The sequence below is a fragment of the Pseudomonas sp. LS2P72 genome (genome assembly GCF_054897865.1).
The window spans coordinates 3,555,801-3,568,405 of record NZ_CM142708.1; the positions used below are offsets into that span (position 1 = coordinate 3,555,801).

The following is a 12,605-nucleotide window of genomic DNA, read 5'->3' on the forward strand; positions in this document are numbered from 1 at the left end:
GGTACTCCCATGAGCATCACGCAATTCAAGAACACCGCAACCCTGAAGCTGGAAGAGTCGAATCCGGTCGCCGTCCCACTGGGCATGCCTGTGGCGGTGGCCTCGACCACCAGCGTTGAACGCGACGATGGCGTCGAAACCGGCGTCTGGGAATGCACGCCCGGCCGCTGGCGGCGGCAGATCGTCGCCCAGGAGTTCTGTCACTTCATCCAGGGGCGCTGCACGTTTACCCCGGATGACGGTGAAACCCTGCACATAGAAGCCGGCGATGCACTGATGTTGCCAGCCAACAGCCTCGGCATCTGGGATATCCAGGAAACCGTGCGCAAGACCTACGTTTTGATTTTTTGATCCTCTGATTGCCTGCCAACAACAATAAACCCATCAGGAATCGACTCATGATCCGAAAGACACTGACTCTGGCTCCACTTGCGCTCTTCGCGACCCTTGGCCACGCGGCCGAGACCGTCAAGATCTACAACTGGTCGGAATACATCGCCCCGGACACCACTAAAAACTTCCAGAAGGAAACCGGTATCGCGTTCAGTTACGACGTCTTCGACAGCAATGAAACCCTCGACGGTAAGTTGATGACCGGCAAATCCGGTTACGACGTGGTGTTTCCGTCCAACCACTTCATGGCGCGGCAGATTCAAGGCGTGGCGCTGAAGAAACTCGACAAGAGCCAACTGCCGAACTGGAAAAACCTCAACCCGGCGTTGCTCAAGGCCTTGCAAACCAATGACCCGGGCAACGAACATGGCTTCCCGTACCTCTGGGGCAGCACCGGCATCGGTTACAACATCGCCAAGATCAAGGCCGTGTTGGGCGATAACGCGCCAGTGGACTCCTGGGACCTGATTTTCAAACCCGAAAACATGCAAAAGCTGCAGAAGTGCGGCGTGGCCATCCTCGATAACGGCCCCGAACTGTTGCCGGCGGCCCTGAATTACCTGGGCCTGCCACATCACAGCAAGAACCCGGAAGACTACAAAAAGGCTGAAGCGCTGCTGATGAAAGTCCGCCCGTATGTCAGCTATTTCCACTCATCCAAGTACACCAGCGACCTGGCCAATGGCGACATCTGCGTGGCCGTCGGCTTCTCCGGTGACATTCTGCAAGCCGAAAACCGCGCGAAAGAAGCCAAGAACGGCGTCGACATCGGCTATTCGATTCCCAAGGAAGGCGCCGCGATCTGGTTCGACATGGTCGCCATGCCGGTAGACGCCCCGGACGAAAAGGCCGGCTACGCCTTCATGAACTACCTGCTGCGCCCGGACGTCATGGCCAGCATCAGCAACTACGTGCACTACGCCAACGGTAACGAACAGGCCGACAGCCTGATCGACCCGGCGATCAAGAATGACACCAAGGTCTACCCGAGCCCGGACATGATGGGGAAATTGTTTGCACTGGAGGCGATGCCGCTGAACATCGACCGGGTCCGTACGCGGGTGTGGAACAAGATTCGTACCGGGAGTTGAGGGTAATGCCAATCAGTTAAGCAATTTCAGCTGCGACGCACTTCCGTGTAGCAGCTGCCTTGTGGCGAGGGGATTTATCCCCGTTCGGCTGCAAAGCAGTCGTGAATTCAGACAACGCGGTGCATCAGATGGACAGTGTGTTCAGGTTTTACGACTGCTTCGCAGCCGAACGGGGATAAATCCCCTCGCCACAAGGCAGCTGCTTCGGATCGCGTTTTGGCTTAACTGATCGGCATTTGGGAGTTGAGGCTTCGTATTTTGTAGTCATTGCGGCCAGTCGGGCAGGCTGGTAACGCTGTAGATTCCAGGCCTCCTTTCGATGGATCAGGAGGCAATGGAATGCCTGTTTGTACAAATGCGGGTCAGCTACGCGTTGGTCGTTTCTCTGAATCAGGGCGCATTTATTTGCTAACGGTTGTCGTTGATCAGCGACAGCCGTTTTTTGCTGATTGGCGATTGGGGAGGTTGGTTGTTCAGGAGTTGCGTCAGGCACAGGAGGAGGGCTGGGCGGACTTTTTGACGTGGGTTGTGATGCCAGACCATATGCATTGCCTGGTGCAGCTCCACGAAAAGACGCTGGCTGAGCTGATGTGCCGAATAAAATCCCGGAGCAGTTTGGCGGTTAATCAAGCGCTAGGGCGGCGAGGGCGGTTGTGGCAGAAGGGTTACCACGATCGTGCGGTTCGGCGGGAGGAGGATGTGAAGGCGCTTGCCCGGTATGTCGTGGCCAATCCGATCCGAGCGGGACTGGTGACGCGCGTTCATGACTATTCGCTGTGGGATGCGTGTTGGTTGTGAGTATCTGACGACTGCGCAGCAGTCGTCAAAATCTCTAATCCTATGAAGATCCAACTGATATCAATGCGCTGGCACTCATATTAATAACTCACGCAAAGTGAGACCCCATCGACAAAAAGAAACTTACCCCTATTTAATAATTAAATAACTAATCGTCAGACAATTTGCGCAAACCGCCATCTAACAAACAATATTTCGACAGCGCAGGCATTGTTTCCGGGTACTTGCAGGAACAACTCAATTTGACGTCAAAAAAAATGTAGACGGTTGATTTCAAATTGTGTCAGTTTTCTTTCGCCTTCATTGGGCGAGTGATAGGACGATCTCGCCAGAGATCGTTGCTATCTGACAAAAAACTGTTCCATAGCTAAACAAGGAAGTGTGTTTATGTCGAAAGTAAAAGACAACGCTATTGATACTGCCGAACAGGCGTTCCAGCCACTGCAAGCATTGGCTGCATCCAGTTCTGCGTTCAACCAGATCAATAGCTTCAGCCATCAGTATGATCGGGGCGGTAACCTCATGGTCAATGGCAAACCCTCCTTCTCCGTCGACCAGGCGGCTACCCAATTACTGCGCGATGGCGCTGCGTACCAGGACAAGGACGGCAGCGGCAAAATCGAACTCACCTACACGTTCCTGACCTCGGCGTCGTCGAGCACCATGAACAAGCACGGGATCACCGGGTTCAGCCAGTTCAGTGCTCAGCAGAAAGCCCAGGCCGTGCTGGCCATGCAATCCTGGGCCGATGTGGCCAAAATTACGTTCACCGACAAGGCCACGGGCGGCGACGCTCATATGACCTTCGGCAACTACAGCGGTGGCCAGGATGGCGCAGCGGCATTCGCTTATCTGCCGGGCACCGGCGCTGGTTATGACGGTACTTCGTGGTATCTGACGGGCAGTGGCTATAACGTTAACAAGACACCGGACCTGAACAATTACGGCCGGCAAACCCTGACCCACGAAATCGGTCATTCCCTGGGCCTTGCCCATCCTGGCGACTACAACGCCGGCGAGGGCGCGCCGACCTATAACGACGCTTCCTACGGGCAAGACACCCGCGGTTACAGCGTCATGAGCTACTGGAGTGAAAGCAATACCAGCCAGGACTTCAGCAAGGGCGGCGTCGAAGCCTATTCGTCCGGTCCGCTGATGGACGATATCGCGGCCATCCAAAAGCTCTACGGTGCCAACACCAGCACCCGAACCGGTGATAGCACTTACGGCTTCAATTCCAACGCCGGGCGCGACTTCCTTAGCGCGACTTCGTCGTCGGACAAAGTCGTGTTTTCGGTATGGGATGCGGGCGGCAAGGACACACTTGACTTCTCCGGTTTTACCCAAAACCAGAAAATCAACCTCAATGAGGCCTCGTTCTCCGACGTTGGCGGCATGGTGGGGAACGTTTCCATCGCCAAGGGCGTCACCATCGAGAACGCTATTGGTGGTTCGGGCAGCGACCTGCTGATCGGCAACAGCGTGTCCAACGAACTGAAGGGTGGTGCCGGCAACGACATCCTCTTCGGCGCGGGCGGCGCGGACAAACTGTGGGGGGGCGCCGGTTCGGACACTTTCGTGTTCGCGGCCAGCAGCGATTCCAAACCCGGTGCAATCGACCAGATCCTCGATTTTGTCAGCGGCCTGGACAAGATCGACCTGACCGGCATCACCAACGGTGCAGGTCTGCATTTTGTGAACTCGTTCACCGGTGAGGCAGGCGAGGCGGTGTTGACCTCTTCGGGTGGCAACAGCCTGTTGTCGGTGGACTTCTCCGGGCATGGCGTGGCTGATTTCCTGGTCAGCACCGTGGGCCAGGCGGCTTACTCCGACATCGCTGCGTAATGTGAGCTGAAAAGGAGGGCGGCGCAGACGCGCTGCTCTCTGCCCCTTGATCGGAGTAAAGCGCCTTATGATCCATAACGGCTTCACCTACAGAACAACCGCGTGGCTATTGGCGACGTTCATGATGTTTTTTGGAGATTTGGCCATGGCCAGCAGCCTGAAATTAGCAGACCCCTCGGAACTGGCCGGCAAATGGCAGGCGACCCTGATCGCCAAAGATGACTCGCCAGAGTCCCTGGCGTTGCAGGACAAACCGTCCAACGTCTGCGTCATCGACTTTCAACCGAAACAGACGCTGGGTGAGGGCGCCGATTGTCTCAGCGCCTGGTTGGGCGGCGAATCGGCGATTGGTTGGTTCCCTGAGCCGGATGGGCTGGCGATCACTGGCAAAGAAGGTTCGAAGGTTCTATTTCTCAGCCGCCAACGCGACGGATCGTATAAAGCCACATTGAAGTCCGATCTGGTCATAACACTTGTGCGCCAGGTGCAATAACACGATTCGACTATAACGCTCGTCATTGCCGACATAAGCACAACACAACTAGTCGAGGCGCTCTGCCGCTCACGAAAAGTTGTTATTAGTTTGTAAGCGCTACTGCAAAGCCTCTATCCGCCCCTGCGCGGACAGTTAATGGAAACTTCGCCAGACAAGGCGAGGAATAACACCTCAGGAATAATCCATGAAGATGGCAAAGAGCCCGGCCACCGCACCCTTATTCAAAGCGCTGGGCGACTACAAGAGCATCCTGATCAGCGTCGGTTGTTTTACCGCGTTAATTAACGTGCTGATGCTGGTCCCGTCGATTTACATGCTCCAGGTCTATGATCGCGTGCTGTCTTCGCAAAATGAAACCACCCTGACAATGCTGTCGTTGATGGTGGTCGGGTTCTTTGCCTTCATCGGTCTGCTTGAGATCGTGCGCAGCTTCATCGTCATTCGCATCGGCAGCCAACTGGAGCGCCGCTTCAACCTACGGGTCTATCAGGCCGCATTCGAGCGCAACCTGTTCAAGGGCGAGGGCAACGCCGGGCAAGCCTTGGGGGACCTGACGCAAATTCGCCAATTCGTCACCGGGCCTGCGCTGTTTGCCTTCTTCGATGCGCCGTGGTTTCCGGTTTATCTGTTTGTGATCTACCTGTTCAATGTCTGGCTCGGCGTGTTTGCGACGGTGGGCGCGTTGGTGCTGATTGGCCTTGCTTGCCTCAACGAGACAATGACCAAAAAGCCCTTGGGCGAAGCCGCAGGTTTTTCCCAGAAATCCAGCCAACTGGCCACCAGTCACCTGCACAACGCCGAAACCATTCAGGCCATGGGCATGCTCGGGGCGTTACGTACACGCTGGTTCCAGGTCCATTCACGTTTTCTCGGTCTGCAGAACCAGGCCAGCGACACCGGTGCCGTCATCAGCTCGCTGAGCAAAACCTTGCGCCTGTGCCTGCAATCGCTGGTGCTGGGCCTTGGCGCCTTGCTGGTGATCAAGGGTGATATGACGGCCGGAATGATGATCGCCGGCTCCATTCTGATGGGCCGCGTCCTGAGCCCCATCGATCAGTTGATCGCGGTATGGAAACAGTGGAGCGGCGCCAAGCTCGCTTACCGTCGTCTTGATTCGTTGCTGCAAGCCTTTCCACCGAGCGACGAAGCCATGGCGCTGCCGGCGCCGAAGGGCCAGATCAGCTTCGAACAGGTCAGCGCCGCGCCGCCGGGGCAACGGGCCGCCACGCTGCATTTGGTCAATTTCAGCCTCGGTGCCGGGGAAGTGCTGGGCGTGCTCGGGGCGTCCGGTTCCGGCAAATCGACATTGGCCCGGGTGCTCGTGGGCGTCTGGCCGACGCTGGGCGGCACGGTGCGGCTCGACGGCGCGGACATTCATCGCTGGAACCGCGACGATCTCGGTCCCTACATCGGTTACCTGCCGCAAGATATCGAATTGTTCAGCGGCAGCATCGCCGAAAACATCGCCCGGTTCAGCGAGGCAGACCCGCAAAAAGTCGTTGAAGCCGCGCAACAGGCTGGTGTTCACGAACTGATTCTGCGCATGCCACAAGGCTACGACACCGTGCTCGGCGAGGACGGCAGCGGCTTGTCCGGGGGCCAGAAGCAGCGCGTGGCCCTGGCGCGCGCAGTGTATGGCAACCCACGCCTGGTGGTGCTGGATGAACCCAATTCCAACCTCGACACCGTGGGCGAAGCAGCATTGGCCAGCGCCATTGCGCAAATGAAAGCCCAGGGCACCAGCGTGATTCTGGTGACCCATCGCTCCTCGGCACTGGCCCAGGCCGACAAGTTGCTGGTGCTCAACGAAGGACGCCTGCAAGCCTTCGGTCCAAGCCAGGAGGTGCTGAAAGCACTTTCCGGCGCCCACGAACAGCAACGGGAAAAAGCCGCGCAAGCACCGGGCGGGCTCAGCATGAGCCGTCAGTATCAGCCCTCGACAAGGAATTCGGGTGTATGAGCAACATCAGCGAAGCCAGCATGGAACACGACTACATCGCAGAACGTCCTGAGCGCGACGCGCGTTTCTTCGCCCGCATGGGCTGGGTTCTGGCGATCGTCGGCGCTGGCAGTTTCTTCACCTGGGCCAGTCTCGCGCCCCTTGACCAAGGCATTCCCGTGCAAGGCACGGTTGTGGTGTCGGGCAAGCGCAAAGCTGTGCAATCGATGAGCAGTGGGGTGGTCAGCCAGATTCTGGTGCGCGAGGGCCAAGTGGTGAAGCAGGGCCAGCCCTTGTTCCAGCTCGACCAGACGCAAGTCGCCGCGGACGTGCAATCGCTGCAAGCGCAATACCGCATGGCCTGGGCCAGTCTGGCGCGGTGGCAGAGTGAACGGGACAACCTCAAGCAGGTGAGTTTCCCCGCTGAACTGAGCAACAATCCTGACCCGCGTCTGGCCTTGGTGCTGGAAGGTCAACGGCAGTTGTTCAGCAGCCGCCGTGAAGCGTTTTCCCGCGAGCAGGCTGCCTTGCGCGCCAGCATCGAAGGCGCCAGCGCGCAACTGGCGGGCATGCGTCGCGCCCGCACGGACTTGACTGCTCAGGCCAGCTCTCTGCAACAACAGCTGAGCAACCTTCAGCCCCTGGCGGATAATGGCTACATCCCGCGCAATCGGTTGATGGAGTACCAGCGTCAGCTGTCGCAAGTTCAGCAACAACTGGCGGAAAACACCGGCGACAGCGGCCGTGTGGAGCAGGGCATCCTCGAATCGCGGCTGAAACTGCAACAGCACATCGAGGAATACCAGAAAGAAGTCCGTACTCAGTTGGCCGACGCGCAATTGAAAAGCGTGACGCTGGAAGAGCAGCTGACTTCCGCCGGGTTCGATCTGCAACACAGCGAGATCATCGCCACCGCCGATGGCATTGCGGTCAACCTCGGGGTTCACACCGTGGGCGCGGTGGTGCGTCAAGGCGAAACGCTGCTGGAGATCGTGCCTCAGGGGACGAGTCTGGAGGTGGAAGGGCACCTGCCGGTCAACCTGGTCGACAAGGTCGGCACACACTTGCCGGTAGACATCTTGTTCACGGCGTTCAACCAGAGCCGCACGCCGCGCGTGCCCGGCGAAGTCAGCCTGATCTCCGCCGATCAGATGATCGACGAGAAAACCGGTGCGCCGTATTACGTGCTGCGCAGCAGCGTCAGCGATCAGGCCATGGAAAAACTCAACGGCCTGGTGATCAAGCCTGGCATGCCGGCGGAAATGTTCGTGCGCACGGGTGAACGTTCACTCCTCAACTATTTGTTCAAACCGCTGCTCGACCGGGCAGGTTCCGCGTTGACTGAGGAATAAGGATGTTCCGCTGTATGAATAAGCTTTCCATGCTCGCAGCGACCCTGGCGTTGCTGACCTGCAACAGTGTGCTGGCCATGGGGCCGTTCGACGTTTACGAACAAGCATTGCGCAATGATCCGGTGTTCCTTGGCGCGATCAAGGAACGCGATGCTGGCCTTGAAAACCGCGTCATTGGCCGCGCCGGGCTGTTGCCCAGAATCGGTTACAACTACAACAAGGGGCGCAACACCTCAAAGGTGACCTACCTGAACGATCGCGGTCGTAGCCAGAGCGATGACCGCAACTACAGCAGTTACGGCTCGACCCTGACCCTGCAACAACCGCTGCTCGACTACGAGGCTTACGCGTCGTACCGCAAAGGCGTGGCGCAATCGCTGTTTGCCGACGAAGCCTTTCGCGGCAAGAGCCAGGAATTGCTGGTTCGGGTTCTGGAGAACTACACCAAGGCGCTGTTCGCTCAGGATCAGATCGACATCGCGCAGGCCAAGAAAAAGGCTTTCGAGCAACAGTTCCAGCAGAACGAACACATGTTCCGACAGGGCGAGGGCACGCGTACCGACATCCTTGAGGCCGAGTCCCGCTATGAACTGGCCACGGCCGAGGAAATCGAAGCCCGTGATGAGCAGGACGCGTCGTTGCGAGAGCTGGGCGCGCTGATTGGCGTGCCGGCGATCAACATCGGGGATTTGGCGCCGCTGGATCAGCGTTTCCAGACGTTCACCCTGCAGCCGGCCAATTACGACACCTGGCACGAGATGGCTGTGGCCAACAACCCGGATCTGGCTTCGCAGCGCCATGCCGTGGAAGTCGCGCGTTATGAAGTCGAACGCAACCGCGCCGGACACCTACCCAAAGTCAGCGCCTACGCCTCGGTGCGCCAGAACGAGTCGGAAAGCGGCAACACCTACAACCAGCGTTACGACACCAACACCATCGGGATTGAAGTCAGCGTGCCGCTATATGCCGGCGGCGGTGTGTCCGCATCGACCCGTCAGGCCAGCCGCACCATGGAGCAGGCCGAATACGAACTGGACGGCAAGACCCGGGAAACCCTGATCCAGCTGCGTCGCCAGTTCAGCGCCTGCCTGTCGGGCGTGAACAAATTGCGGGCTTATCAGAAAGCCCTGAAGTCTGCCGAGGCGCTGGTGGTTTCGACCAAGCAAAGCATCTTGGGCGGTGAGCGGGTCAACCTCGACGCATTGAATGCAGAACAACAACTATTTACCACCCGCCGCGATCTGGCACAGGCACGCTACGACTACTTGATGGCCTGGACCAAGTTGCATTACTACGCCGGGACGTTGAATGAGCAGGATCTGGCCAAGGTTGACGAGGCGTTCGGCCAAGGCCCAAGAACTCAATGAGTTGAACCTGTAGCAGCTGGCGAAATGTGGCGAGGGGATTTATCCCCGTTCGGCTGCGCAGCAGTCGTCAATCCTGTAAATGCGTGTTGCGAACGAACTGCTGGGGCTGCTTCGCAGCCCAACGGGGATAAATCCCCTCACCACATTTCGCCAGCGGATACAGATGCGTTGCTGCCCGTTATGGGCGACCAGAATTCTAAAAACGCCAAAAAAGCGAGAAGTCATGAACATGGACGTACAGATCAAGCCGATGTCGGTCGGCACGCTATTACTCCTGGTGTCAGCAATGCCCGGCTCGGTGCAAGCCGCTTACCTGGAAACCGGCACACCCGGCGATGCCGCCAGTTGGCGCTCGGCGGAGTTCAAGCGCGACTGGGGACTCGCCCGTATGCAAGCCGATCAAGCCTACGCCGCCGGCATCACTGGCAAAGGCGTGAAAATCGGCGAGCTCGATTCAGGCTTCGATGCTGCCCATCCCGAATTCGCCACCGACCGTTACCACGCGGTGACCGCCAGCGGCCGTTACGTTGACGGCGCCCAGTTCAATGTCGACGGCACACTCAATGCCAACAACGACTCCCACGGCACGCACGTCGCCGGTACCATCGGTGCTTCCCGCGATGGCACCGGCATGCACGGCGTGGCGTACAACGCGCAGGTTTACGTCGGCAACACCAACAAGAACGACAGCTTCCTGTTCGGGCCCAATCCTGATCCACGCTACTTCAAAGCGGTCTATAACGCGTTGGCGGACGCCGGTGTGCGAGCGATCAACAACAGCTGGGGCAGCCAACCGCCGGATGTCAGCTATCGGACCCTCGACGATCTGCATGCCGCCTACGCCCAGCACTGGAACAAAGGCACCTGGCTCGATGAGGCGGCGGACGTTTCCAGGCGCGGCGTGATCAACGTGTTCAGCGCCGGCAACAGCGGTTACCCCAACGCCAGCGTGCGTTCTGCCTTGCCGTATTTTGAGCCGGACCTGGAAGGCCACTGGCTGGCGGTGTCGGGGTTGGATCAAGGCAACCAGCAGAAATACAACCAATGCGGGATCGCCAAGTATTGGTGCATCACCACCCCCGGCGCGAAGATCGACAGCACCATTCCAGGCGCAGGCTATGCGATCAAGTCCGGCACCTCCATGTCCGCGCCGCATGCCACCGGTGCCTTGGCGCTGGTGATGGAACGCTATCCGTACATGAGCAACCAGCAGGCGCTGGAAACCTTGCTGACCACCGCCACCCAACTCGACGGCTCGATCACCGAAGCGCCGAGTACCCGCGTCGGCTGGGGCGTCGCCAACCTCGAACGGGCGATGCACGGGCCGGGGCAATTACTCGGACGTTTCGACGCCAATCTGGGGGCAGGGCAGAGCGATGTCTGGAGCAACGACATCACCGACAAGGCGCTGATTCAGCGTCAGAGCGAAGACGCGGCGGAACACAGTGCCTGGCAACAGACACTGAAGACCAAAGGTTGGGAGAACGGTGTACCGGTCGGTGCCAGCCAGCAGGATCAGACCGACTATGCGGTGGGCACGGCCCGGGATCTTGCAGCCTCCACGCGGGTCTACGAAGGCAGCCTGATCAAGTCCGGTGCCGGACGCCTGATGCTGACCGGCAACAGCACTTATCGCGGGCCGACTTCGGTGAATGGCGGTCTGCTGTCGGTCAACGGTTCGCTGGCATCGCAAGTGACCGTCAATGACAGCGGCACGCTGGGCGGATCGGGCCGCGTCGGCGCACTGACCGCCAACCGCGGCGCTACGGTTGCGCCCGGCAATTCGATTGGCACCTTGCAGGTCAGCGGCGACGTCACGTTTGCGCCTGGCTCGACTTACGCGGTGGAGCTATCGCCGACCGAGAGTGACCGGATCGTCGCGGGCGGCACGGCCACGGTCAGCGGCGCGACCGTCAGCCTTTCCCTGGAAAACAGCCCGACCTTGCTCAGCACTCGACAAGTGCAAAGCCTGCTCGGTCATCAGTACAACATCCTGCAAGCAGCCGGCGGCATTCGAGGCCAGTTCGGCGCGGTGCTGCCCAACTATCTGTTCATTGGTGGCAGCCTCGATTACGCCGCCACCGGTATTCAACTGAGTGTCGAGCGTAACGACACGACCTTCGCCAGCGTCGGCCAAACGCCGAACCAGCGCTCTGTAGCCTCCGCCGTTGAAGGCCTTGGGGCGGGCAGTCCGGTTTACGAAAGCTTGCTGCTGTCGCCCACCGCGACATCCGCCCAACAGGCGTTTCAGCAGTTGTCGGGGGAAATCTATCCGGCGCTGGGCTCGGTGCTGATCAACGACAGCCGCTACCTGCGTGATGCTGTCGGTGAGCGACTGGTTGACGCCCAAGGCACGCAAAGCAATGGCTGGATCAAAGCGCTGGGCGCCTGGGGCAAGACCGACGAGCGCCATGACACCGCCGATTACACCACTTCAATTGGCGGCTTGCTCGCCGGTGTCGACGGGGCGCTCGATGAACAAACCCGGATCGGTCTGGTCACCGGCTATAGCGACAGTTCAGTGAGCATGGGCTCCGGCACTCACTCATCGGCCAAGGTCGACAGCTATCACCTGGGTGCTTATGCCGGCCGCGAGTCAGGTGCCTGGCGTCTGAGTGCCGGCGGTGCCTACAGCTGGCATCGCGCCGACGTCAAACGTGACCTGCAATACGGCGACGTCAGCGCCAAACAGAAAGCCAAGGTCGATGCCGGAACCACCCAAGTGTTCGGTGAAGCGGCGTATCGCCTGAACCTGCAACCGCTGGCGCTCGAACCTTTCGCGAATCTGGCTTACGTGCACCTCGACACCGAAGGTTTCACCGAGAAAGGTGATGCTGCCGCACTGAAAAGCAGTGGCGACACGCGTGACGCGGTGCTCAGCACGTTGGGCGTGCGCGCATTGAAAACCGTGAACCTGTCCGGCCAGCAGAAACTGGACCTGAGCGGCAGCCTCGGCTGGCAGCACAACCTGAGCCATACCGATTCTGAAGAGCACCTGGCGTTTGCCAGCGGCAGCACGCCGTTCTCGGTGGAAAGTTCGCCAATGGTGCGCGATGCCGCGCTAGTGGGCGCCCATGCCAGCCTGGCCCTGAGCCGGGACATCCGCTTGAACCTCGATTACACCGGCCAACTGGCCAGCCGCGAGAAAAGCCATGGCGTAGGGCTCAGCCTCAATTGGCAGTTTTAATGCAAACCCCTGTAGGAGCCGAGCTTGCTCGCGATGGCGGAGCGTCAGTCGACATATTTGTTGAATGTTAAGCCGCCATCGCGAGCAAGCTCGGCTCCTACAAGGGGCGTGCTTCACAAATAGAAATAGGTGCTTTC

Annotated in this window: 9 protein-coding genes; all 9 read left to right on the forward strand. The window is 59.1% G+C overall.

Annotated features, from left to right (window positions below; translation table 11 throughout):
- Positions 1-9 precede the first annotated feature (9 nt).
- Positions 10-351: a cupin domain-containing protein gene (locus ACYZUA_RS16345; RefSeq protein ID WP_056743722.1), complete on the forward strand. Its 342-nt coding sequence runs from the start codon at positions 10-12 to the stop codon at positions 349-351.
- Positions 352-398: 47 nt separating this feature from the next.
- Positions 399-1,484, forward strand: coding sequence for a polyamine ABC transporter substrate-binding protein (locus ACYZUA_RS16350; RefSeq protein WP_461959678.1), 1,086 nt, complete (start codon positions 399-401; stop codon positions 1,482-1,484).
- 339 nt (positions 1,485-1,823) lie between these two features.
- Positions 1,824-2,282 (forward strand): REP-associated tyrosine transposase, encoded by a 459-nt coding sequence (locus ACYZUA_RS16355; protein ID WP_461959679.1) that lies wholly within the window; start codon positions 1,824-1,826, stop codon positions 2,280-2,282.
- Between the two features lie 387 nt (positions 2,283-2,669).
- Positions 2,670-4,127 (forward strand): serralysin family metalloprotease, encoded by a 1,458-nt coding sequence (locus ACYZUA_RS16360; protein ID WP_461959680.1) that lies wholly within the window; start codon positions 2,670-2,672, stop codon positions 4,125-4,127.
- A 67-nt stretch (positions 4,128-4,194) separates the two neighbouring features.
- Positions 4,195-4,620: an AprI/Inh family metalloprotease inhibitor gene (locus ACYZUA_RS16365; RefSeq protein WP_461959681.1), complete on the forward strand. Its 426-nt coding sequence runs from the start codon at positions 4,195-4,197 to the stop codon at positions 4,618-4,620.
- A gap of 187 nt (positions 4,621-4,807) precedes the next feature.
- Positions 4,808-6,583, forward strand: coding sequence for a type I secretion system permease/ATPase (locus ACYZUA_RS16370; RefSeq protein WP_461959682.1), 1,776 nt, complete (start codon positions 4,808-4,810; stop codon positions 6,581-6,583).
- Positions 6,580-7,914 carry an HlyD family type I secretion periplasmic adaptor subunit gene (locus ACYZUA_RS16375; RefSeq protein ID WP_461959683.1) on the forward strand — a complete coding sequence of 445 codons (1,335 nt, stop codon included), beginning with the start codon at positions 6,580-6,582 and terminating at the stop codon, positions 7,912-7,914. The genes ACYZUA_RS16370 and ACYZUA_RS16375 overlap by 4 nt, the downstream gene beginning before the upstream one ends.
- A 2-nt stretch (positions 7,915-7,916) precedes the next feature.
- Entirely contained in the window at positions 7,917-9,281 is a 1,365-nt protein-coding gene (locus ACYZUA_RS16380) for a TolC family outer membrane protein (RefSeq protein ID WP_461959684.1), read from the forward strand.
- Positions 9,282-9,510: 229 nt separating this feature from the next.
- On the forward strand, positions 9,511-12,468 hold the full coding sequence (eprS, locus tag ACYZUA_RS16385; RefSeq protein ID WP_461964010.1) for an autotransporter serine peptidase EprS: 2,958 nt from the start codon (positions 9,511-9,513) through the stop codon (positions 12,466-12,468).
- Positions 12,469-12,605: the final 137 nt, after the last annotated feature.

Excerpts from the sequence above, each read along its gene's own strand:
- ACYZUA_RS16345 (WP_056743722.1), top strand. The coding sequence starts at position 10 with ATGAGCATCACGCAATTCAAGAACACCGCAACCCTGAAGCTGGAAGAG.
- ACYZUA_RS16350 (WP_461959678.1), top strand. The coding sequence starts at position 399 with ATGATCCGAAAGACACTGACTCTGGCTCCACTTGCGCTCTTCGCGACC.
- ACYZUA_RS16355 (WP_461959679.1), top strand. The coding sequence starts at position 1,824 with ATGCCTGTTTGTACAAATGCGGGTCAGCTACGCGTTGGTCGTTTCTCT.
- ACYZUA_RS16360 (WP_461959680.1), top strand. The coding sequence starts at position 2,670 with ATGTCGAAAGTAAAAGACAACGCTATTGATACTGCCGAACAGGCGTTC.
- ACYZUA_RS16365 (WP_461959681.1), top strand. The coding sequence starts at position 4,195 with ATGATCCATAACGGCTTCACCTACAGAACAACCGCGTGGCTATTGGCG.
- ACYZUA_RS16370 (WP_461959682.1), top strand. The coding sequence starts at position 4,808 with ATGAAGATGGCAAAGAGCCCGGCCACCGCACCCTTATTCAAAGCGCTG.
- ACYZUA_RS16375 (WP_461959683.1), top strand. The coding sequence starts at position 6,580 with ATGAGCAACATCAGCGAAGCCAGCATGGAACACGACTACATCGCAGAA.
- ACYZUA_RS16380 (WP_461959684.1), top strand. The coding sequence starts at position 7,917 with ATGTTCCGCTGTATGAATAAGCTTTCCATGCTCGCAGCGACCCTGGCG.
- eprS (WP_461964010.1), top strand. The coding sequence starts at position 9,511 with ATGGACGTACAGATCAAGCCGATGTCGGTCGGCACGCTATTACTCCTG.